Below are 21,508 nucleotides of genomic sequence, written 5' to 3' on the forward strand. Positions count from 1 at the left end.
TCAGCGTTGCGGTGATCTATCTCTCAACGATCGAATGGAGAGACCGCCGACGCCGCAAGGGTCCAACCAAATCATCATCCTGATTGGTTCCATCCGAAGGCAGCTGGTTGCCTTTCCGTGCACGGCTCTACTGCTGGGGCTGATTCTTGTTGTTCCTAGCCTGCTGCTAAGCGCGTCCAACCTCACGCCCACTCTGAATCGCCGAGGAACAGCAGAGCTGTTCGAGATCACAAGAAGTGCTCGGCTTGTTCAGAGTTTTGAAGCTGATTCAACGTCTCCTGTACCCCTGATCTGGCAGAAGCGGCTTTCTCCTGATGCTGCTCTTGATCGTTGGAAACGCCACGGACGTGCTGTTTGGTGGCTGATCTGGCTGGATGACGGTGAACCCGTTCTTGCTCTCCCGAGCTCATCAGATCCGTCTTCTCTGGATCTTCTTTTTGCTGATGAGCTGCATCGCATCAGCTTTGATCAACTCCCCCCGCTTGAGTCACGTACACCGTCGCCACTGGAGCAGAACTGCCTGAAGCGTCTCACCAGCGCAACGGCTGTTCAGTGGCAACCCTCAGGGTTGGCGTCGATCAGTGGGCCCCTGTTCCCCTCCTTGGCAAGTGCGTCTCACGGCTGCCTGCGTGTTGTGCTTCGGGGAGATCGGCTCATGGCTGAGGGGCCTGTCGCCTCTAGACCTTTTGTCTCCCTAAAGGATGGACAGGCTCGAGGTCGAACCAAGCGTGTTCGGTTCGATTCCTCCTTGAGTTATCTCCAACTGAACAGCGTTGCTTTGCAGCCACTGCTCGGATCCTTCCTGAACAACCCTTTGATCGCTGAGCAGCTGACCAGCCGTTATGGACTCCCTCAGGAGCTTCGTGATGTTCTGCTTGCTGCTCCTGTCGTTCTGCGCGTGGATGGCCTCGACGATGGTCGCTTTCGCGCCTCCGTTCAAGCCAGGTTGATGGTTCCTGCTGATCAAATCGGCCAACTTAAGGCCAGCCTTGATGCTGTTTCAACAGCATTGTTGCGGCGGGGATTCCAACGTGAGCAACGCCCACTGCTGATGCCCAAGGGGCCAAGCTCCAACCGTTTTGCCGATGTCTGGCGTGATCCCCAGGGTGATCCCAGCGGTGGATGGTCGATTGGTTCTGAGATGCAGGGACGGGTTGAGGTGCTGCTTGCCCTTGGCGAAGCACCGAATCTTGATCAGGGCCCTCTGAAACGCCATGGTCAACAACGTCTTCGTCTCCGAGGCCGACCCAATGAATTGGTTCGGCTGGGCTGGCTTGGTCCGGGCTGGCCCAGTGTGATTCGCAACGCATCTCAGCTGGAACTTGAGATGACAGCACTGCCTAAAGAGCGACAGCCCGGATGGCTGCGGCTTCAGCTGTCACTGCCCTGAGCCTGTTCCGCTAAACGGCGCTCCTTTTTCCGCTTTTCGGCCGCAATGGTTTCTTGCACCAGGTCAACCGCCTGGTCCATCCGTTCCCTGTTTGAGCCAAACAGCGACAGATCTTTCTCGACACGATCTGCGGGTAAGCCGAGGCTTTCGGCGAGTTCCTTGCACTGTTTGCCCAGGGCCTGACTGTCAGGGCTGCTGCCATCCACTCCGGCAGCCTCAAGCAGGCGCATCAGGCCTACTGCCATCAATCGCGAATAGTGGCCGCCATCGGAGAGACGTTTGGAGGACAGCCAGGCCTTGATGCTGTCTAGATCTTTGCCTTTGGCCTCATCAATCAGCATTGTGCTGGTCTTCCGCAGGCCTGCAGCGTCAAAGCCATTGCTGCTACAGAGGGCGGTGAACAACCCTTCTGTCTGGGCTTCCGGCCGATATCCCTTCGTAAAAGTGTCGAACACGGTGCAGAGTCCGACGCTGAAGAGCTCATTGGCTTCAAAGCGACTCTGATGGCTCAGCAGGTGTAGCTCCACCAGCAACTCGTCAGCGAGCCGGCGATACAGCGGCGCGATGACGTGGGGAAAGGACTGATGAAACGACCGTTTGCTGTCCGCGATGGTCTGACTTTCGGCCAACGTGCAGTCCATGAATGAATGGCCGGAACCCTAGCGCCGCAGACATCGCCGTTAGGATTGTCCGACCCTGCTCAAGCTCAAATGATCCCGATTGTGATTGAGGAGTCCGGCCGGGGGGAAAGGGCCTTTGACATTTATTCCCGACTTCTGCGCGAGCGGATCATCTTCCTTGGTGAAGCAGTCACGAGTGACTCTGCCAATCGGATCGTTGCTCAGATGTTGTTCCTCGAAGCTGAGGATCCTGAAAAAGATATCTACCTCTATATCAACTCACCTGGAGGCTCGGTTTACGACGGCCTCGGCATCTTCGACACCATGCAGCACATCAAGCCGGATGTGCACACCGTTTGTGTAGGCCTTGCCGCCAGCATGGGTGCCTTTCTTCTCTGTGCCGGCACCAAGGGCAAGCGCAGCAGCCTTCAGCATTCCCGAATCATGATTCACCAGCCCTTGGGTGGTGCACAGGGACAGGCGAGTGACATTCGGATCCAGGCTGATGAAATTCTCTTCCTCAAGGATCGACTCAATCAGGAGCTTGCTGATCGCACAGGTCAACCGCTGGACCGTATTCAGCACGACACGGACCGTGATTTCTTCATGTCCCCTACCGAAGCGGTGAACTACGGCTTGATTGATTCGGTGATCGACAAGCGCCCCGTTCAGGCTGTCGCTTGAAGCGGGGTGGATCCAAAAACGGAGGTTTAAAAAACAACCGTACCAGCAAGATTTGCCCGGTATGCGCCCGACCATTTGAGTGGCGTAAGGCCTGGAGAAATTGTTGGGATGACGTTGTCTACTGTTCCGATCGTTGTCGTCGACGCAAGAACAAATCGAACCCATAAAAAAAGCCCCCGCCTGAGTAAGGCGGGGGCTTTTGGTTGTTGGATCTTGGACTCAGTCCAGGGTGACGACGGTGCGGTCTTTTTCAGGAACAGCGGTGAATTCAGCGACAACAGCCTTGAACTCATCACCATTCATGGTTTCCTTCTCAATCAGCAATTCCACCAGGCGGTCAATAGCTTCACGATTGGAAGCCACGATTTCCACGGTTTCGTCATAACAGCGCTTCACCATGTCGCGCACCTGGATGTCGATTTGCTGGGAAATCGACTCGGAGATTTCGCTACGGGACATCAAATCCCTGCCTAGAAAGACTTCCTGACCACCACCCTCAAGGGCAACAGGTCCAAGATCACTCATGCCTAGCCGGGTCACCATGTTCCTGGCCATCGAAGCCACCTGCTGGATGTCGCCACCGGCTCCAGTGGTGACTTCTTGGTGACCGAAAACAACGTCTTCGGCTGCCCGACCGCCAAGAGCACCCATGATCCTCGCCTTGAGCTGTGCACGGGTGACAAGGGTTTGCTCCTCATCCGGCGAGAACCAGGTGAGACCTTGGGCTTGACCACGAGGAACCAGGGTTACCTTCTGAACAGGGTCGTGATCCTTAACCAGCGTTCCGATCAGGGCGTGACCAACCTCGTGGTAAGCGATCAGACGCTTGCTGCGACCGTCGGTAAGGGGACGTCCTTCCATGCCGGCGATGATGCGGTCGACTGCGTCGTCGATCTCACTCAGACCGATGGAGTCCTTCCTTCGGCGGGCGGTGAGGATGGCTGCCTCGTTCATCAGGTTGGCCAGGTCCGCACCGGTGAAACCTGGAGTGCGTCGGGCAATGCTTTCTAGAGAGAGCTCTGCGTCAAGCTTTTTGTTGCGGCAGTGAACATCGAGGATGGCAAGACGACCTTTGATGTCAGGAGCATCAACAGTGACCTGGCGATCAAAACGACCGGGTCGCATTAACGCTGAATCGAGTACGTCGGGACGGTTGGTCGCCGCAATGATGATGATTCCGCTATTTCCTTCAAAACCATCCATCTCCGTCAGGAGCTGGTTCAGCGTCTGCTCGCGCTCGTCGTTGCCTCCGCCGATTCCCGCACCGCGCTGACGGCCAACGGCATCGATTTCATCGATAAAGATCAAGCAAGGGCTGTTTTCTTTGGCCTTTTTGAACAAGTCGCGGACACGGCTGGCACCAACACCAACAAACATCTCAACAAACTCAGAGCCCGAAAGAGCAAAGAACGGAACTCCTGCTTCACCTGCAATGGCTTTGGCGAGAAGTGTTTTGCCTGTTCCAGGAGGGCCGACCAGCAGCAGGCCACGCGGGATCTGAGCACCCACGGAAGTAAATCGCTCGGGCTGCTTGAGGAAGGTGACGACCTCTTCGAGTTCCTGCTTGGCTTCTGTGACGCCTGCGACGTCGTCAAACATCACGCCAGTTTCGGCTTCCATCATGAACTTCGCCTTGCTCTTGCCAAATTGCATGGCTTGACCAGGGCCGCCAGGCATGTTGCTGTTGCGGCGGGCCAGAAAAATCAGCGCACCAATCAGCAAAAGTGGGAACAGGAGATTGCCCAGCACGCCAAGGGCAGGTGGTGCCGTGCGAGGGGGATGGATATCGAAGCTGATGCCTTCAGTTTTGAGTGTGTTGATCAGCTCCGGAGCAAGACCTGGGAGGTCAACGCGAAGTCTCTGAACTCTGTTGTCGAGGTCTGGATCGACAGCCTCCACGACTGCATTACGGCCCCCGTCATAGATATCAACGGCGGTCACACGACCTGCTTCGACGTAGTCGAGGAAGCGGCCATAGCTCATGCGGGCCACCGCTGCATTGCGTGGAGCAACAGTGGTGCCATTGCTGTCTTGGCTGAGGCTATTGATGCCTCCGTTGCTGACCACCTGCCAACCAATCAGCAAGACGACGCCGATCGGCAGAAGCCAGAGAGCAAGAAGGCGCCAGCGCTGATTCATGAGCTGAAAGAAATCATTAACTAGTGTAAAGGAGATGGACTGGATTTCGGGGGCCTTGTTTAGAGGCTTCTCAGGGCCACAATCGGGTCGAGCTTGGCGGCTCTACGGGCCGGAACGACGCCGAAGAACAGTCCGATCGATCCTGAGAGTCCCACCGTGACAACAACTGTTGTCGCGCCGATTGCGGCCGGGAGTGGAGTGAATGCAGCCACAAGGCTCACTGTTCCCAGACCAACCAAGGTGCCGATGGCGCCGCCCAGGCTGGCGAGCACCAGCGACTCCACAAGAAACTGCTGCAGCACATCGCTGCTGCGGGCTCCCAAGGCCTTGCGCAGACCGATCTCCTCGGTGCGCTCGCTCACGGAGACCAGCATGATGTTCATGATCCCGATGCCGCCCACCAGGAGAGAGATCCCTCCGATGGCAGCGAGCATCAGAGTGAGGCCTCCGGTGATGGTGCCGACGATGGTGAGGGCATCCTTCTGGGAACGCACCGCGAAATCGTCATCCCGAAGAATCCGGTGACGCTGCCTCAGCAGATTGGTGATCTGGAACTTGGCAGCGCCCGTGCTTTGTTCATCCCTTGCTTCAACACTGATGAAGGTGAGGCTGACGCCGTAAATGGGATCCCGACCGGTGATCCGGCTCACCATTGTTGAGAGAGGGATATAAGCATTTTCATCCTGGTTGCTCCCGAACACGGCTCCTTTCGGGGCCATCACACCGACAACCTTGAAGGCCTGATTGCCAATGCGAACCTGCTGACCGATCGCCGCACCGGTTGGAAACAGTTTTGTCCGCAGATCAGAGCCCAAAACCGCAACAGCCCGAGCGCCTGATTCGTCCTGGGAACTAATGAAACGTCCCTTCGCTACCTCAAAGCTGCGAACCGGCACAAACTCCGGTGTGACGCCGTAGATCGAACTTGTGGCACTGCGCGCCCCGGCCTGAACCACCTGGTTGCTGTTGATTTGGGGCGCCACCCGCTTGACGCTGGGGACTTGTTCCGCGATGGCTTCTGCGTCTTCAAGCACGAGGGTCTTCGGACGCGTTACTCCCTGGCGACGGGTGTTGTTGTTGCCCGGAACCACAAACAAGACGTTGGCGCCGAGATTGGTCAGCTGCTCTTCAGCCAGCCCCTGAGCACCACGTCCAACGCCCACCAGGGTGATCACCGAGGCGTTTCCGATCACGATGCCCACCATGGTGAGCAGGCTGCGAAGTCTGTTGCTCCGCAGGGTGGACAGGGCCATCCGCACCGTTTCAGTGGCGGGCATGCGCCGGTTCATGGTGTGTTGTCGTTCAGAGCAGTGTCGCCTCAGCTTCGTTGCTCACGATGCTCACTTTGACCAGATCAGTGGATCCAGAGACCCCTGCATGGGTGCCTGCGGACTGAATGACGAGATCTCCCTCCTTGAGCAGGTTCAGCTCCCTGGCTTTAACCATGGCCGCGTGAAAGGTCTGCGTGGTGCGTTCTCCCTGAGGGATGACAAGGGGGGTCACCCCCCACACCAGCTGAAGGCGACAGGCAACGGTGCGATCAGGTGTGATGGCCAGGATCGGCGCCGCCGGTCGGAACTTACTGACGTTGCGTGCCGTTGCGCCACTTTTGGTGAGTGGAACAATCGCCGATGCGTTGAGTTGGCTGGCGATTGTGCTGACCGCACCACTCAACGCGTTAGGAATTGTGCTGGGTAGGTGGCTGTCGATGGAGCGCTGGGGATAGTCCTTCTCGATCCGTTGGGCGATGGTGGCCATGGTCTGCACGGCTTCCACGGGGAAATCCCCCACAGCGGTCTCGTTGGACAGCATCACAGCGTCGGTGCCATCAAGGATGGCGTTCGCTACATCGCTAACTTCGGCACGGGTCGGCCGGGGGCTGGAGGCCATTGAATCCAGCATCTGGGTCGCCGTGATGATCGGAATGCCCAGGCTGTTGGCCTTGCGGATGAGTTCCTTCTGCAGCAAAGGAACTTCCTCCGCCGGCATCTCCACCCCCAGGTCACCACGGGCCACCATTACGCCGTCGCAGAGCGGAAGAATGGAATCGATCTGATCGATGGCCTCAAATTTCTCGATCTTTGCCACGACAGGGGTTTCATGACCGTGGTCACGGATCAGCCCGCGGATTTCCTCCATGTCGGAGGGGTTGCGAACGAAGCTGAGGGCAACCCAGTCCACCCCCTGACTGAGACCGAAAGCCAGATCAGTCTTGTCCTTGTCGGTCAGGGCACGGACGGAAAGCTGAACGTCAGGGAAGTTGACGCCCTTGTTGTTCGAAAGAACACCGCCAACGGTGACGGTGCAATGCAGGGTCTGCTCCGCTTTGTCGACGGCATCGACCTTCATCTCGACACGGCCGTCGTCGAGAAGAATCCTGCTCCCGGCGGTGACTTCGTCGGCCAGCTTGTCGTAGGTCACCGTTGCGATGGTTTTGTCGCAGCTCACCGGTCGTGAGGTGAGCGTGAACGGATCCCCGTTGGCCAGGGTGATCGGCCCCTCAGCGAATCGCCCCAGCCTGATTTTTGGACCCTGAAGGTCCTGGAGGATGCCGATGGTCTGCCCCAATTCTTCAGACACCTGACGAATGGTGACGATGCGTGCGGCGTGTTCGCTGTGGTCTCCGTGGGAGAAATTCAGCCTGAACGTCGTCGCGCCAGCCCTCACAAGTTCCTTGATGCGCTCTGGACTCTCAGTGGCTGGTCCGATGGTGGCCACGATCTTGGTCCGTCGGTTCAGGTCGAACTGGCCCATATCGTGGCTGAAAATCCTTGCGGAAACTACCATCCGGGCGTTTCCTAACGGGCCCCATGGAGATGAATTCCTATCAGGACGCCGCTCGAAAGACGGCTGCCTACCCGGATGTGGGCTGTAATCCGATCTATCCGACCCTCGGTTTGACGGGAGAAGCTGGCGAGGTTGCCGACAAGGTCAAGAAGGTGATTCGCGATCGTCAGGGTGTCTTTGATGTTGAGACCCGCGAAGCGATCAAGTTGGAACTGGGCGATGTGCTCTGGTACGTGGCTCAGCTGGCCAGCGAAATGGGTTATGACCTGAACGATGTGGCAGAAGCCAATCTTCAAAAACTGTCGAGCCGAGCTGCCCGTGGGCGCATCGGCGGCAGCGGTGACCAACGTTGATCTGCCCAATGTTTCGTCGTCTTTTTACGCTTCTTTTGAGCCTGCCGCTGCTGCTGGGACTGGCGCTGCCCTGTGATGCCGCTGAACTGCAACTCAGTGGGGTTCGCTTGGATCCCTGCGGTGAACAGGACCCTGGTAATCAGCCCGACTTGAGCCGTCCGGTGGGTGCCAGCTGCTATGTGCTGACCGGTGACGTTGAGAACAGCAGCCGGAACAGCGTTGTCGACACCGACGTTTACGCACGAATCCTGGACGCCAGTGGTGAACCTGTGCTTCCAAATAGAACCCGGGTGGGATCGATCGGCGACGTGAACCCCGGTCAATCCCAGTTTGCGTTGCGTATTTCGGTTCCTGCTGGAACGCCAGGACCGTTCGAGATTAAAAATGCCCGGGCGCGTGGTTTCAAGGCGCCAGTTCGAACCCGCGTCGATGTCGACGACGACGATCTGCTGCCGCTTGAACGGGGTATCAATCTGGATTCCTTACCAGGTTGATCCCGACATGTAAAAAGCACTGATGGACTGCCCCACCAGGCTCTGAAGCAGATTCAAGGCCAGGAACGCCAAGATGGCGGACAGATCGATTCCTCCCAGGGGCGGAATTAGTCCCCGGAAAGCGTTGAGGTAGGGATCGGTGATCGCACTGACGCTGCTCAGCACCGGGTTGCCCCAGTCGAGGTTGGGGAACCAGCTCAGCAGAACCCGAACGATCAAGACCAGGGAGTAAATCTGCAGGGTCTGGGACAGCACCTGCAGCAGGGTGACGGGAAGAGATTCCATGACGAGGGCTGATCTACTCCGACTTTATGCAGCTTCTGTCAGATCGGTTGCACCGAGATCAGGAAGCACTGAGAAGGTGCGATGGAATTTTTCGGTGAGGGTGATCCAGTAGGAGCGGCCTTCACTTTGACGGCGGCGTTCGATGAACTCCTGCGCCACCAGTTCCTTGATGTGGTCATAGGCACCCGATCCACGCAGATCCACGAGATCGGATTGGAGAATCCGCTTCTTCAGGGCAATGGTGGCGAGGGTTCGCAACGTTGCGGTGGAGAGATTCACCGGCAGCAGGTCTTTCACGAGATCGCCCATGCCCGGCCTCAGCTGCAGGCCGTAGCGACCGCTCTGCTCAACGATCTCCAGTGCACTGTCTCGCTGGGCGTAGGAGGCGGTGAGAGCTACGAGCGCTTCCTCCACGTCGCGACGCTCGGTTCCTGCCAGCTCAGCTAGTTCGCCGACACTGACGGGTCTGCCCTTCAGATAAAGAACGGCCTCGAGCCGTTTGGGCAGGGATGCAGACGTCATCACAACCCCTCAAGAGCACTCAAGTTACCGTCCTGAAACTCAGAGGAACAGTGCATAGGCAGGGTTGTTTGTTTCATCCCAGTGGCGATACCCCAGGGCACTGAGAAAGTCGGTCCACCCTTCCATCTCCTGTTTCGGCACCAGAACTCCCACCACGATTCGCCCTACGTCGGCACCGTGGTTCCTGTAGTGGAAGATGCTGATGCTCCATCCCGGGTGTAGGGCATCAACGAAGCTCATCAGGGCACCCGGTCGTTCGGGGAATTCGAAGCGATACAGCAGCTCTCGGCATTCCCCGGCGCAGGCGGTTCGCGCTGAAGACGGCAGCCGACCTCCCACCATGTGGCGCAAATGGACCTTGGCGAATTCGTTGTCGCTGAGATCAAGAGAGGGAAAGCCACCCTGCTCCAGTTGGTTCAGTAGAGATGACCGATCGTCCTCATCCTTCACCTGCACACCGATGAAGATCTGCGCCGTGGCGCCATCGGTCATGCGGTAACTGAATTCCGTGAGGCTGCGTTCCCGCAGTAGTTCGCAGAGGCGCCTGAGGCTGCCGGGTGATTCGGGAATCTCCACGGCCAACATCGCTTCCCGCTCTTCACCGAGCTCAGCCCGTTCGGCGATGAAGCGCAGGCGGTCGAAATTCATGTTGGCGCCGCAGGCCACCGCTACGAGATTGCGCCCTGCTTGGTTGCGATCTGCCACGTCCTGCTTGAGACCGGCAATCGCCAATGCGCCCGCAGGTTCCAGGATGGAGCGGGTGTCTTCGAAGACGTCTTTGATGGCGGCACAGATGGCGTCGGTGTCGACCCGGACCATCCGATCGACAAATTGTTGGGCCAACTCAAAGGTGTGTTCGCCCACTTTCCTCACGGCGACACCGTCGGCAAACAGGCCCACCTGCTCCAGCTCCACCCTCTGCCCCTGCTCCAAGGAGCGGGTCAGGGCATCGGCATCGATCGGTTCCACACCAATGACCTCGGTTTCAGGCCAGAGCCGTTTGACGTAGGCGGCGATTCCGGCGATCAGGCCACCTCCACCAACTGCCACGTAGATGGCGTTGGGTGGCTGCTCTGCCTGGCGCATGATCTCCATCCCGATCGTCCCCTGACCAGCGATCACCTCGGGATCGTCAAAGGGGTGGATAAAGGTGAGACCTTCGGCTTTGCAGCGCCGCTGTGCTTCTGCGGAACACTCGTCGTAGGTCTCGCCATGGAGCACGACTTCACCGCCCAGGGCGCGCACGGCGCGCACCTTGACCTCCGGCGTAGTGCTTGGCATCACAATCACCGCTCGACAGCCGAGTCGCTTGGCACTTAGCGCCACTCCTTGGGCATGGTTACCGGCACTGGATGCAATGACACCGCGCTTCAGCTCGTCTGCGCTCAGCTGTGCCATGCGGTTGTAAGCGCCGCGCAGTTTGAAGGAGAACACCGGCTGGAGATCCTCACGCTTCAACCAGACCGTGTTGTTCAGTCGGCGGCTCAGATTGGGGGCGTGATCCAGGGGGGTTTCACGCGCCACGTCGTAAACGCGTGCACGCAGGATCCGCTGCAGGTAGTCGGTCATCTCACCATTCTTCCAAGGGTTCGATCCAGACAGCATCCGGGCTGGTTCCCGTAGATTGCTCGTATTGGAACTGGCAGTGCATGCATCTCGGAGATCTCAAGCATCCGAATGAACTGCACGGACTCAGCCCGGCTCAGCTCGAGGATGTGGCACGGCAGATCCGTGAGAGGCATCTGCAGGTTGTGTCGACCAGTGGTGGACACCTTGGTCCTGGTCTGGGTGTTGTGGAGCTCACACTCGCTCTTTACCAGACCCTCGACCTCGATCATGACCGCGTGGTCTGGGATGTCGGTCATCAGGCATACCCCCACAAATTGATCACAGGGCGGTTCAACGATTTCGATTCCCTGCGCCAGCAGCGTGGGGTGGCTGGATACCTCAAGCGTTCGGAGAGTGGCTTCGATCACTTCGGAGCCGGTCACGCGAGCACCTCGATATCCGCTGCGCTGGGGATGGCGATGGCGCGGGACAACAAGGGTGAGTCGTACAAATGCGTTGCTGTCATCGGTGATGGTGCCCTGACAGGCGGCATGGCCCTGGAAGCCATCAATCACGCGGGGCACCTTCCCAATACCCCGCTCCTGGTGGTGCTGAATGACAACGACATGTCGATCTCCCCACCAGTGGGAGCCCTATCGAGTGTTCTGAACCGTGCGCGGCTCAGCCCACCGATGCAGTTCATCTCGGGAAGTGTCGAAGAGAGTGTTCGTCACCTTCCGTTCATGGGTGGAGAGCTTCCTGCGGAACTCAATCGCCTGAAGGGAAGCATGCGACGTCTCGCTGTTCCCAAGGTTGGTGCCGTGTTCGAGGAACTCGGTTTCACTTACATGGGTCCGATCGACGGCCACGACATCGGTGAGATGGTGCGCACTTTTCAGGCGGCCCACCGTGAGGGTGGTCCTGTTCTGGTGCATGTCGTCACGACTAAGGGCAAGGGCTATCCCTACGCCGAGGCTGATCAGGTCGGCTACCACGCGCAATCAGCTTTCGATCTCAATACCGGTAAGGCGATCCCCTCATCGAAACCCAAGCCCCCCAGCTACAGCAAGGTGTTTGGTCAAACCCTCGTCAAGCTGTGCGAGCAAAACAGCCGGGTGGTGGGAATCACTGCGGCGATGGCCACCGGTACCGGGCTCGATCTGCTGCAGAAGGCCATCCCCAATCAGTACGTGGACGTCGGCATTGCCGAGCAGCATGCCGTCACCCTTGCAGCGGGGATGGCATGTGAAGGGTTGCGTCCTGTCTGCGCGATCTACAGCACCTTCCTGCAGCGGGCCTACGACCAGTTGATCCACGACGTTGGAATTCAGAAGCTGCCGGTCACCTTCGTGCTGGATCGTGCGGGCATCGTCGGTGCCGATGGGCCGACGCACCAGGGTCAATACGACATCAGCTACATGCGTGCCATTCCCAATTTCACGGTGATGGCTCCGAAGGATGAGGCCGAGCTGCAGCAGATGCTGGTGACCTGCCTCAGTCACGACGGACCGACAGCCCTGCGCATTCCCCGGGGATCGGGTGAAGGCGTGCCCTTGATGGAAGAGGGTTGGGAATCCCTGCCAATCGGCCGTGGAGAACTGCTGCGGGAAGGTGACGACTTGATGATCGTTGCCTACGGCGCCATGGTGGCGCCGGCTCTTGCCACAGCCACTCTGCTTGAGGAAGCAGGTCTTTCGACCACGGTGATCAATGCCCGATTCCTGCGGCCGCTGGACCAGGCCCTCATTCATCCTCTGGCCCGACGCATCCCCCGTGTGGTCACCATGGAGGAGGGAGCCCTCCCCGGAGGATTTGGGGCCGCCGTTCTCGAGTCGTTGAGCGATCAGGACATCACTGTCTCAATGCTTCGGATCGGCATTCCCGATCAGCTGGTCGATCACGCCACTCCTCAACAGAGCAAGGAAGCTCTTGGCCTAACCCCTGCACAGATGGCTGAACGCATCCTTGAGCGCTTCAGCAAGGCCGCTGGTGATCTGCCATCCAGCGCTTCGATCAAGGCTCTGCAGGCCTGAAGAGGAAGGGTCTGTGTCGGTTCTAGTCGTTGGTGCGGGGCCTTCCGGTGCCCGCCTGGCGATTCAACTGGCGCGCAGGGGTGCTGAGGTCACCCTGGTGGATCGCTTGATGGATCCGGAACGCAATGCCTATTCCAGCGCAGCTCTTCCTATGGAGGCTGTTCGTCGGCTTGGCCTGCCGGATGAAACCATTGCCGCAAGCTGGCAGGGCTGGCAGCTGCACGATCCTTCCGGTCTTGTGCATCAGTGGTGGTCTGACGACGATCTGGGGGTGGTGCTCGACTTCGGCAGGCTCCGTTCCTTTCTCTGGTCGGAAGCGCGTCGCCATGGTGTGGAGTTGATTCAAGGCTGTCGGGCAGTTCTGAAAAGCCTCAGCGCAGAGAACGCCACCGTGCAGCTGCAGACGCGCGATGGTGTGGAGTCGTTGCGCTCAGTCCGGTGGCTGATTGACGCCACGGGTGCACGTCGCGATCTGCTTCAGCAGGCTGGTGTTAAGCCCAATCCAGCTGATCCGCTGCTGCAGGGGATCGGTGTCGAGTGGCTGCTTCAAGCCGATGATCGCCACGCCGCACCCTGGCGGGATCGGATCAGTTTTTTTCTGGGGACGCCCTGGATCAGCCACGGATACGGCTGGATCTTCCCTATGCAAGGACAACGGCTGAAGGTGGGTGTCTGTCAGCTCCCTCCGCCCCATCGTCAGAACCCCGGCAGCCTGGCGCAGCCCCTGCAGCGGTTGATTCATCGCTGCGGCTTGTCCGACTGTCTCGTTCTGGATCGCCATGGTGGGCCTGTTTCCAGCTCGATCTTCCGATCTGAAGCGCTGGGTGTCGATGCGCTGTTGGCGGTTGGAGATGCGGCAAGTACAGCCAATCTTCTCGGTGGAGAAGGCATCCGCCATGCGATGGACAATGCCGATCAACTGGCCGATCTGTTGATCGCTGATGGGATGCGCGGCGACTCAGCAACCATCCCCCAACGCTACAGACAGGAACTTGACGCCAAGCGGAGCTGGCGATGGTCGGTGTCAGGCCGTCTGGCGCGGCGCACCTGGTGGGGGCTCAACAATTGCTGGGCTGATCAACGACTCGAACGTCTGATCAATGGACTTTCTTCCACAGCACAAGCAACTGCTCTCTCTGAGCTGCTGTTTGAGTACAGATTCGAGCGTTACGGCTTACGCCTGCTGCCCTATCTGCTTTGAGCGATGTTGTTTCCGGGGAGGAGCCGTGGCTCCTTCCCGGAAAGGTGTTGCTTCAGAGCACACCGCGGGCTGCCAAGCCCTGGATCGCACCAATGCCGATGATGTGGCCAAGGCTGGTGGTACCGAGCATGGCTGCATGTCCCATTCCACCGAAGAAGGTGGAGTTGGGAAGTGCAGCGCCTTCGTTGGGGTGCTTAATCGTGGCCTTGCCGACCATGATGGCAACCACATTGCAGAGGATCATCACCAGGGCGACCTTGGGAGACCAGGACACTGTGGCGGGAGCGATCGCGAAAAGGTGGGTCAGCATTCGAGCCAATGAGCGACACCTCATCATCCGGGGCTTCCGCCCTCTTGCCTGAGTCTCTTAAGAGTTGTTCACCCTTTCTTGGGGGTCGGTAGCAGCAGTCCGATCACCAGAACGGTGTTGCCGAGCGTTAGGAAGGCTTCTGCACCACCGTGCAACCAGTCGATCTCCACCAGTTCCGCTGAGCAGCAGCGCAGAGCTGCGATGGCGGCAACAATCGTGACGGCGACGAACAGCAGTGTGAGTTGAAAGCCGCGTTCCGCCATCTGCGGAAGTGCCTTACTCCTCTGGAGCCAGAAGAGAAACAACAAATAAGGGATTAGCGAGACCGCAAACAAGGGTGCGGGATCAAAGTTCATTGACCACCCCGTCAGCCACCCGACGCCGTTGGAGCTGCCATGCCGCAAACGCCAGGGTGCTGTTCCCGATCACGGTGAATAGGGCCTGAAGGGTGACCAGGCCCCGCAGAGCGTCGCTGTTGTCAAACAAGTGCCATGTGCAGGCTGCCATCGCACTCACCAGGGCCGGAAGCATGGCCCAGGCCATGCCTGACAGTCCGCGTCGATGCATCAACACGATCGCCACACACCACTCGATCACTGAGGCGACGTGGATCCACCAGGTTCCGAGAGACAACGCGTGCATGGCCCGAATCCTAGGAATCCGTTGATAATGCTTGGAGTGAACAGGCTGCTGCCCGTGGTCCGCCCCGCTGCACCTGTCCTTCTGCTTTGTGGCTACTACGGAGAACACAATCTCGGGGACGATGCACTGCTTCAGGTGCTGGTGTCAGCGCTTCCCGAGTCGCAGCAGTTGTTGATCACAGTGCGTGATCCAGTTCCGGTCCTTGCCCTGGCACCGTCGGCCGTCACCGTGAATCGCCGCTCATTGGTGAGCTGCCTTCGTGCCGCTCTGCGCGCGGATGTGCTGGTTCTTGGGGGCGGCAGCCTGCTTCAGGACAGCACCAGCTTCAGCAGCCTTGTTTACTACCTGCTTCTGATGGCGGTCGCCCGTATCGGTGGTGCCGAGGTGGTTCTCTGGGGCCAGGGTCTGGGGCCATTGCAGCGTCGGATCAGTCGGATGCTGGTGCGCGCTGTGTTGCCGTTCTGCAAGGCGGCGAGTTGGCGCGATCAGCGCTCCTTTGAATTGGCTCGGCGCTGGGCGCGATCGTTACCGATGGTGCTGGCCGCAGATCCGGTCTGGCAGATGCCAGCGCGTCCATGGATCGGTGGCGACGCCATCGTTCTGAGCTGGCGTCCAACACCACTCCTGGATCACTCGGGCTGGCGTCGGTTGACGGATGCTTTGGATGCTCTCAGTGCCGAGTTGGCAGCCCCGGTGATCTGGTTGGCGTTCCATGAGCATCAGGATGCACCGTTGCTGCAGCAACTGAGCGATGCGGGGCTGCTGCCAAAGCGTCTGAAGGGGTGCAGCACAACCCTGGTGCCCCAGTCGCTGGAGGTTGTTTCTGATGTAGTCCAACGGGCACGCCTTGTTCTGCCCATGCGCCTGCATGCCTTGATCCTGGCCCGTCTTTCCAACAGTCCGATGGCTGCTCTCAGCTACGACCCGAAGGTTGAGGCCGCCGCTGCCATGGCGTCCGTGCCTTGCACCCCATTGACCTCCTTGCCTTCCGTGGATGCATTGCTGAATCTGTGGCGAGCTGAAGTGGATCGCCCGGCGGATCCCAATCAAACGGAAGACTTGCGATGCCAGGCATCGGCTCATAGCGACCTGCTCAAGCGGATGGCAGTCGACGACCGGAGATCGCATCGAAGCGATGCTCACAATCGCTCGACCAACTGATCCGCGGTTCATCCGCGATCGTCGTTTCTCCGGAGCAGACCATCCGTAGGTCGCCGCGATCGCAGCGGACCAGAAGCATCTGATTGGCACCGAACCATTCACGGCTGAGGATTGTGCACGGCCAGCCATCGGAATCGAGCCGCAGGTCGTCCGGTCGGACGCCGATGGTCACGCCGTTCTGAGCTGGCAACAGATTCATCTGCGGGCGGCCGATGAACTGGGCGACGTACGTGCTGGCCGGCTGCAGATAGAGCTCGCGAGGTGTTCCGATCTGTTCGATGCTTCCATTGCGCATCACGGCGATGCGATCCGCCAACGCCATTGCCTCCTGCTGGTCATGGGTGACGTAGACCACGGGTTGGTCACCACCGATCATCAGACGGCGCAACTGGGGACGCAGGTCCTCACGCAATTGCGCATCCAGATTGCTCATCGGCTCATCCAGCAGATAAACCAGTGGATCCCTCAGCAACGCTCTGGCTAGGGCGACCCGTTGGCGCTGTCCGCCGGAGAGTTGTGATGGCCGTTGCTGGGCATATTCGCTGAGTTGCAGCACCTCCAGAACGCTGCTGATCCGCGCATCGCGGCTGCTGGTGGTGCCACCTCGAATCCTCAAACCCAGTTCGAGGTTCTCCCACACGTTGAGATGCGGGAACAGGGCATAGCTTTGAAAGACCATCCCCACCCGGCGCCGTTCAGCGGGAACGTCAACCATCTCGGCATCATTAATGCGAATGGAGCCATGATCTGGTTGATCGAGCCCCGCGATTAGACGCAAAGCCGTGCTTTTCCCACAGCCACTGGCACCCAGCAGAGCGACGCATTCCCCATCCGCCACGTTGAGGTCGAGCTGCTTGAGAACCTGGCGTTCGCCGAAGCTCTTGCTGATGGCCCGTAGTTCCAGTGTCATCCCTTAATTGCTCCGTTGGTGAGTCCACTGACGATCTGCCGCTGGAACACCAGCACCAGCACCAGCAGAGGTATGGCACCGAGCACAGTCGCTGCTGCGTAGGTGCCGTAGGGGACCGAATAGGTGGATGATCCCGCAATCCGGGCCATCGCCACCGGCAATGTGAGCAGATCGCTGCGGCTTAGCCAGGTGAGGGCCACTGGATATTCGTTCCAGGCGAACAGGAACACCAGGATCGCTGTGCTGGCGGAGGCTGGTGCAATCAAGGGAAGCAGCACCCAGCGCAGCCTTTGCCAGAGAGACAAACCCTCAAGCTTCGCCGCGTCCTCGAGATCGTTGGGTAGGGCTTCGAAGGCAGCGGTGAGCAGGAGCAGGGCCAGGGGCATCGACAGAGCGCTATAGGGAATGGAAATGGCGATGAGGTTGTTGCCCAGCGAAAACGTGCGGGCCAGTTCGAGCAGTGCCAGAAACAGCAGCACATAGGGAAATAAGGCGGCTCCCACCACGGCGGTCCGGAGGCTTCCCCTCCATCGAATGGGGAGTTTGGCCAGTCCGTAGGCGGCTGGGATCGCCAGCACCAAGGTGAGCAGCGTTGTGAGGGAGGCCACCAGGCTGCTGTTGAACAGGTATCTCCAGAACGGCGGATCGGTGCTCAGCAGATCCCTGTAGTTGTTCAGCGTCCAGCGGTTCCAGAAGCTCAGTTGTTCGTTGACCAGGGCATCGGCCGTGGTGAATGAACTCACCAGTTGCCACAGCATCGGAGCGAGGGACCAGACCAGCAGCAGTGCAATCCAGATGGAACGTCGCGTCATCGATCCAGGGGCCTCAACACACCGAAGGTTTTCAGCACCAGCGTTCCCGCCAGGATCAGGGCTGTGAGCAACAGGAATCCTGCGAGCATCACCGTGGCGCTGTAACCGAAATCAAGGAAGCGCATGCCGTTGAGATAGGCATAAAGGGCGATGCTTTCTGTGCTGCCGGCAGGACCACCACCGGTCAACACCTGCACCAGATCAAACACCCCGAAGGCCTGGGCCAAGCGGAAGAGAAGGCTCAGCAGGATGTAGGGCAGGAGCAGCGGCAAGGTGACGCGGCGCAGGGCCTGCAGAGGGGTTCCGCCTTCCAGACGGAAGGCGCTGTAAAGGTCGTCGGGAATGCTTTGGAGCCCAGCCAAAAGGATCAGCGTGATGAAGGGTGTTGTCTTCCAGACATCGGCGAAAACCGTCACCAACCAGGTGATCGATGGGGTGGACAACAGATCCAGGGAGTCGAGTCCAAGCGTTCGGGCCAGCACCTCGATTGGGCCGTAAGGAGTGTTGAAGATCCAGCGCCAGCCAAGGGCCATCATTGTTGTGGGCAGTGCCCAGGGGAGCAGGGTCAGGGCTCGAACGGCGCCTCGGCCACGCCAGCTCTGATGAAGCAGGAGCGCGATGGCCAGTGCCAATAGCAATTCCATTCCCACGGAGATCAGGGCGAATCGCGCGGTCTGCCCCGCATCCAGCCAGAACCGCTGATCAACTGCCAGCCGTATCCAGTTGGCTCCGCCGTTGGCCACCGGTTCCAGTCCGGTGAGGACGGAATCAGCGTGGAAGCTCAGCCAGGCGTAACGAAGCATCGGCCAGCCGAAGACGACGGCGATCAGCAGTAGGGCTGGAACAGCCAGGAGAACCGTCATGGCGTCGCTCCCGCTGCACGAAGCAGGGTCTGGCTTCGCTGCTGACTGGTCGCCATCGCTTCATCAGCGGATCCAGTTTCGGTGAACAATCCGTTGAGTTCGCGCTGCACCACATCACTCAGTTGGGCGTAGAGGGGTGTTGGTGGACGCACAACCGCGTGGTTTAGCGCTACCTGCAGCTCTGGAAGCACAGGGGAACTCTTCAACATCTCCGGATCGCTGAACAAATTCGCTTGGGTGGGTGAGTAGCCGTTGTTGAGAAAGCGAGTTCGCTGGGAGGCTTCATTGGTGAGGTATCGAATGGCTTCCACCGCCGCCTCCTGATGGGGCGACTGACGCATCAAGCTCAACCCCCAGCTGCCCAGGGTCGCTCCGGGTCGTTCGCCCGGTTGCGCCACCATCAGGCTGATGCCCACGTTGCCTTTCACATTGCTGTCGTCCTTCTGCAGTTCAGCCCACGCATAGGGCCAGTTCCGCATCAGTGCGGCATCACCGGATTTGAAGGCTTGAAGCGACTCCGATTCGGCGTAATTGGTGACGGCATAGGGGCTGACCCCTGCGCTGATCAAATCGTTCAACCAGGCTGCAGCCCTTGTTGCCTCAGGCGTATCCAGCTGCATGGTGTTGGTGGTGGTGTCCATCCAATCGCCACCGAAGCCCTGCAGCACTTCTAGGAAGTCGCAGCTCAGCCCCTCGTACTGACGCCCCTGCCAGACAAAACCATTGGCAACGGCGTTGGTCTGGACCAGCTGTCCTGCAACGGACACCAACTCGTCTGGTGTTTTCGGTGGCTCTTTCATGAGATCCGTCCGCCAGTAGAGCAGTCCCACATCGGCCACCAAGGGCCAGCGGTAGAGATGGCCGTCGTAGTCGTTGCCCAGCCGTGCTCCCTCCACCAGCTGTTCCTGGTCGGCCTGATCAAACCAGGGATCCAGGGGTTCCAGCCATCCCGCGGCTGCATATTTCGGTAGCCAGGTGACATCCATCAACAGCGCGTCGAAGGGTGCATCCCCGAGCAGAAGGCTGCTGATTGCAAGATCTGAAATCGATTCCGTGTTCAACGGACCTCGGATCAAATTCAGATGAATCCGGCCGCGATGCTCGCGGTTGAAGGTTTTCACCAGCTCAGCGCTGGCGTCGGTGAAGGAGGAGGGCATGAGGATGCTCACCTCTTCCGCCCGGAAGGATGCTGACCCCATCAGGCAGCCGAGGGCCATGACAAGCGCTAAGGCCCCGCTCGCCAGCCAGCGGCGCAGCTTCACTGGGCTTTTGAGGGCGTCAGACCTGACATCTGTTCATCGGCCCAGTCACGAACGGTGTAGCTCTCCACGGCATCGGTCATGCGACTCATTCGATCGCGTTGTTCGTCTTCGTCCATTTCCAGCGCCGATTCGATTGCATCGTCCATGCGGCGATTCGAATAGGGGTTGGTCAGAACGGCGCCATCGAGGACAACCGAAGCGCCGGTGAATTCGGAAAGAACAAGAACACCGCCGCGGTTTCGCCGAGCAGCCGCATATTCCTTGGCTACCAGATTCAGTCCATCGCGCAGCGGTGTGATCCAGCAGACATCTGCTTGGCAGAACCAGGCAATCATTTCGTCGTAGGGGATCCGACGGGTTGAAAACCGGATCGGGACCCAATCAATTTGGCTGAAGCGTCCGTTGATCCGCCCCGCCATTTCTTCAATCGAGCGTTGCGTGTCTTCGTAGATTTTCATCCCACTGGCAGCGGCGACGCAGGCGAGCATCAGAACAACTTGCCCATGCAAATCCTTGCGTCGTTCCAGCAGGCGTTCGAAGGCCAGCAGCAACTCCTCATTGCCCTTCGTGTAATCAACACGACTCGCGGAAAGGATCAGTTTTCGTCCCTTTTTGGTGTCTTGAACGATCAATTCACCATGGCTTTCAACGGATGGGCTCCAGCACAACTCCTGAATTAGATCAGGAGATGTGCCCACCGGAGAGCTGAGTAACTGAATGGTGCGGCCTTTGTGCTCGAGATGACTGGTGACCGTGCCTTCGGAAAGGGCTGTTCCTACTCCAATGAATTTGCGATCCACTGAAACTTTTGGACCGCGCTTGGCTCCTACAAGTGTGCTGGCGGCACGGGCAAAGTTTTCGGTGTAGCGCGGGATATGGAAACCAACGACATCGCAACAGAGCAAACTTTCAAGAATTTGCTCACGCCAAGGCAGGATGGCGAAGACATCATTCCCTGGGAAGGGGGTGTGATGGAAAAAGGCAATCTTTAGGTCGGGACGTTCAGCTCGGATATAACCGGGAACCAGCCAGAGGTTGTAATCGTGAACCCATACCGTTGCACCCTCGGCAGCCTCGGCACATGCCGCAGAGGCGAATCGTTTGTTGACCTCTTCAAAGATCTTCCAGTTCGCATTATTAACGTTGAAGTATGTGGGAAATGTGTGCAGGATCGGCCAAAAGCATTCTTTTGACGTGATGTGATAGAAACTGGAGATCTGCTCGTCTTCTAGAGGGATTCGGCAGAGCGTGAAAGGAGACGGATTGTCCATTTCAATCCGTTCTGTGCCTTCATTCGACTGATCGTCGACGCGTCTCCAGGCAATCCAAGTACCTTTCTCGCAGCTCCGAAAGAGATTGCGAAGGGTAGGAATTATTCCGTTAGGGCTTTTCTGGTCGACCCAAATTCTTGATCCGTTGTTGTCTTTTGATTCGTCAAAAGGGGTGCGGTGGTAGAGGATTATGAATGAACTTTGACCCGCACCCATCTATT

General features: G+C 58.8%; 23 protein-coding genes. 8 read left to right on the plus strand and 15 right to left on the minus strand.

Features of this window, described 5'->3' with window-relative positions:
- The first annotated feature begins 34 nt into the window (after positions 1-34).
- Positions 35-1,390, plus strand: coding sequence for a hypothetical protein (locus NCN06_RS01940; RefSeq protein ID WP_250398601.1), 1,356 nt, complete (start codon positions 35-37; stop codon positions 1,388-1,390).
- On the opposite strand, the gene psb29 is transcribed toward NCN06_RS01940, so the two are convergent.
- Entirely contained in the window at positions 1,372-2,019 is a 648-nt protein-coding gene (psb29, locus tag NCN06_RS01945; RefSeq protein ID WP_250398672.1) for a photosystem II biogenesis protein Psp29, read from the minus strand. The genes NCN06_RS01940 and psb29 overlap by 19 nt on opposite strands.
- 18 nt (positions 2,020-2,037) lie before the next feature.
- Between psb29 and clpP the strand changes: the two genes are divergently transcribed.
- Together clpP and NCN06_RS01955 are read left to right on the plus strand one after the other, a co-directional pair.
- Entirely contained in the window at positions 2,038-2,694 is a 657-nt protein-coding gene (gene clpP / locus NCN06_RS01950) for an ATP-dependent Clp endopeptidase proteolytic subunit ClpP (RefSeq protein ID WP_255617924.1), read from the plus strand.
- Positions 2,691-2,861, plus strand: coding sequence for a DUF2256 domain-containing protein (locus NCN06_RS01955; protein ID WP_284499920.1), 171 nt, complete (start codon positions 2,691-2,693; stop codon positions 2,859-2,861). Before clpP ends, NCN06_RS01955 begins: the two co-directional genes overlap by 4 nt.
- Positions 2,862-2,913: 52 nt before the next feature.
- On the opposite strand, the gene ftsH is transcribed toward NCN06_RS01955, so the two are convergent.
- The 3 genes from ftsH to pyk are packed head-to-tail and all read right to left on the minus strand — an operon-like array spanning position 2,914 to position 7,587.
- Positions 2,914-4,833, minus strand: coding sequence for an ATP-dependent zinc metalloprotease FtsH (gene ftsH, locus NCN06_RS01960; protein ID WP_115094014.1), 1,920 nt, complete (start codon positions 4,831-4,833; stop codon positions 2,914-2,916).
- 59 nt (positions 4,834-4,892) lie between these two features.
- Positions 4,893-6,122: an ABC transporter permease gene (locus NCN06_RS01965; RefSeq protein ID WP_115022005.1), complete on the minus strand. Its 1,230-nt coding sequence runs from the start codon at positions 6,120-6,122 to the stop codon at positions 4,893-4,895.
- 13 nt (positions 6,123-6,135) lie between these two features.
- Positions 6,136-7,587, minus strand: coding sequence for a pyruvate kinase (gene pyk / locus NCN06_RS01970; protein WP_250398602.1), 1,452 nt, complete (start codon positions 7,585-7,587; stop codon positions 6,136-6,138).
- Between the two features lie 56 nt (positions 7,588-7,643).
- Between pyk and NCN06_RS01975 the strand changes: the two genes are divergently transcribed.
- Positions 7,644-7,973, plus strand: a complete 330-nt coding sequence (locus NCN06_RS01975) for a nucleoside triphosphate pyrophosphohydrolase family protein (protein WP_115022009.1) — start codon at positions 7,644-7,646, stop codon at positions 7,971-7,973.
- Between the two features lie 8 nt (positions 7,974-7,981).
- A complete protein-coding gene (locus NCN06_RS01980) occupies positions 7,982-8,467 on the plus strand; it encodes a hypothetical protein (RefSeq protein ID WP_226397588.1) in 486 nt (161 codons plus the stop codon).
- On the opposite strand, the gene NCN06_RS01985 is transcribed toward NCN06_RS01980, so the two are convergent.
- The 3 genes from NCN06_RS01985 to ilvA are packed head-to-tail and all read right to left on the minus strand — an operon-like array spanning position 8,456 to position 10,843.
- The gene (locus NCN06_RS01985) at positions 8,456-8,752 is read right to left on the minus strand and encodes a YggT family protein (RefSeq protein WP_115022017.1); all 297 of its coding nucleotides are present in this window, start codon (positions 8,750-8,752) and stop codon (positions 8,456-8,458) included. The genes NCN06_RS01980 and NCN06_RS01985 overlap by 12 nt on opposite strands.
- Positions 8,753-8,776: 24 nt before the next feature.
- Complete coding sequence (gene scpB, locus NCN06_RS01990; RefSeq protein ID WP_226397589.1) at positions 8,777-9,274, minus strand: SMC-Scp complex subunit ScpB; 498 nt, start codon at positions 9,272-9,274, stop codon at positions 8,777-8,779.
- A gap of 39 nt (positions 9,275-9,313) precedes the next feature.
- Positions 9,314-10,843 (minus strand): threonine ammonia-lyase, biosynthetic, encoded by a 1,530-nt coding sequence (ilvA, locus tag NCN06_RS01995; protein ID WP_226397590.1) that lies wholly within the window; start codon positions 10,841-10,843, stop codon positions 9,314-9,316.
- A gap of 80 nt (positions 10,844-10,923) precedes the next feature.
- Between ilvA and dxs the strand changes: the two genes are divergently transcribed.
- Both dxs and NCN06_RS02005 read left to right on the plus strand, forming a co-directional pair.
- On the plus strand, positions 10,924-12,855 hold the full coding sequence (gene dxs / locus NCN06_RS02000) for a 1-deoxy-D-xylulose-5-phosphate synthase (RefSeq protein WP_226397591.1): 1,932 nt from the start codon (positions 10,924-10,926) through the stop codon (positions 12,853-12,855).
- Between the two features lie 13 nt (positions 12,856-12,868).
- On the plus strand, positions 12,869-14,056 hold the full coding sequence (locus NCN06_RS02005) for an NAD(P)/FAD-dependent oxidoreductase (protein ID WP_250398673.1): 1,188 nt from the start codon (positions 12,869-12,871) through the stop codon (positions 14,054-14,056).
- A 52-nt stretch (positions 14,057-14,108) separates the two neighbouring features.
- On the opposite strand, the gene psaK is transcribed toward NCN06_RS02005, so the two are convergent.
- The 3 genes from psaK to NCN06_RS02020 all read right to left on the minus strand — a co-directional run bounded on the left by psaK (position 14,109) and on the right by NCN06_RS02020 (position 15,008).
- On the minus strand, positions 14,109-14,366 hold the full coding sequence (psaK, locus tag NCN06_RS02010) for a photosystem I reaction center subunit PsaK (protein WP_115022027.1): 258 nt from the start codon (positions 14,364-14,366) through the stop codon (positions 14,109-14,111).
- 68 nt (positions 14,367-14,434) lie between these two features.
- A complete protein-coding gene (locus NCN06_RS02015) occupies positions 14,435-14,722 on the minus strand; it encodes a DUF3593 domain-containing protein (RefSeq protein ID WP_226407259.1) in 288 nt (95 codons plus the stop codon).
- Entirely contained in the window at positions 14,712-15,008 is a 297-nt protein-coding gene (locus NCN06_RS02020; protein WP_115022031.1) for a DUF2499 domain-containing protein, read from the minus strand. Before NCN06_RS02020 ends, NCN06_RS02015 begins: the two co-directional genes overlap by 11 nt.
- A 54-nt stretch (positions 15,009-15,062) precedes the next feature.
- Here NCN06_RS02020 and csaB point away from each other — a divergent pair, with 54 nt between their 5' ends.
- Positions 15,063-16,169, plus strand: coding sequence for a polysaccharide pyruvyl transferase CsaB (gene csaB / locus NCN06_RS02025; RefSeq protein ID WP_226397763.1), 1,107 nt, complete (start codon positions 15,063-15,065; stop codon positions 16,167-16,169).
- On the opposite strand, the gene NCN06_RS02030 is transcribed toward csaB, so the two are convergent.
- From NCN06_RS02030 to ggpS, 5 genes are read right to left on the minus strand one after another with little or no spacing between them, the layout of a single operon-like run.
- The gene (locus NCN06_RS02030; protein ID WP_250398603.1) at positions 16,102-17,079 is read right to left on the minus strand and encodes an ABC transporter ATP-binding protein; all 978 of its coding nucleotides are present in this window, start codon (positions 17,077-17,079) and stop codon (positions 16,102-16,104) included. The genes csaB and NCN06_RS02030 overlap by 68 nt on opposite strands.
- On the minus strand, positions 17,076-17,891 hold the full coding sequence (locus NCN06_RS02035; RefSeq protein WP_115094001.1) for a carbohydrate ABC transporter permease: 816 nt from the start codon (positions 17,889-17,891) through the stop codon (positions 17,076-17,078). The genes NCN06_RS02030 and NCN06_RS02035 overlap by 4 nt, the downstream gene beginning before the upstream one ends.
- A complete protein-coding gene (locus tag NCN06_RS02040; RefSeq protein WP_226397595.1) occupies positions 17,888-18,754 on the minus strand; it encodes a carbohydrate ABC transporter permease in 867 nt (288 codons plus the stop codon). The genes NCN06_RS02035 and NCN06_RS02040 overlap by 4 nt, the downstream gene beginning before the upstream one ends.
- Positions 18,751-20,016, minus strand: coding sequence for an ABC transporter substrate-binding protein (locus NCN06_RS02045; RefSeq protein WP_250398604.1), 1,266 nt, complete (start codon positions 20,014-20,016; stop codon positions 18,751-18,753). The genes NCN06_RS02040 and NCN06_RS02045 overlap by 4 nt, the downstream gene beginning before the upstream one ends.
- Complete coding sequence (gene ggpS / locus NCN06_RS02050) at positions 20,013-21,503, minus strand: glucosylglycerol-phosphate synthase (RefSeq protein WP_250398605.1); 1,491 nt, start codon at positions 21,501-21,503, stop codon at positions 20,013-20,015. Before ggpS ends, NCN06_RS02045 begins: the two co-directional genes overlap by 4 nt.
- Between the last annotated feature and the right edge of the window lie 5 nt (positions 21,504-21,508).

It is taken from the genome of Synechococcus sp. MU1648 (genome assembly GCF_023630615.1).
In the GTDB taxonomy this organism is placed as follows: Bacteria; Cyanobacteriota; Cyanobacteriia; order PCC-6307; family Cyanobiaceae; genus Parasynechococcus.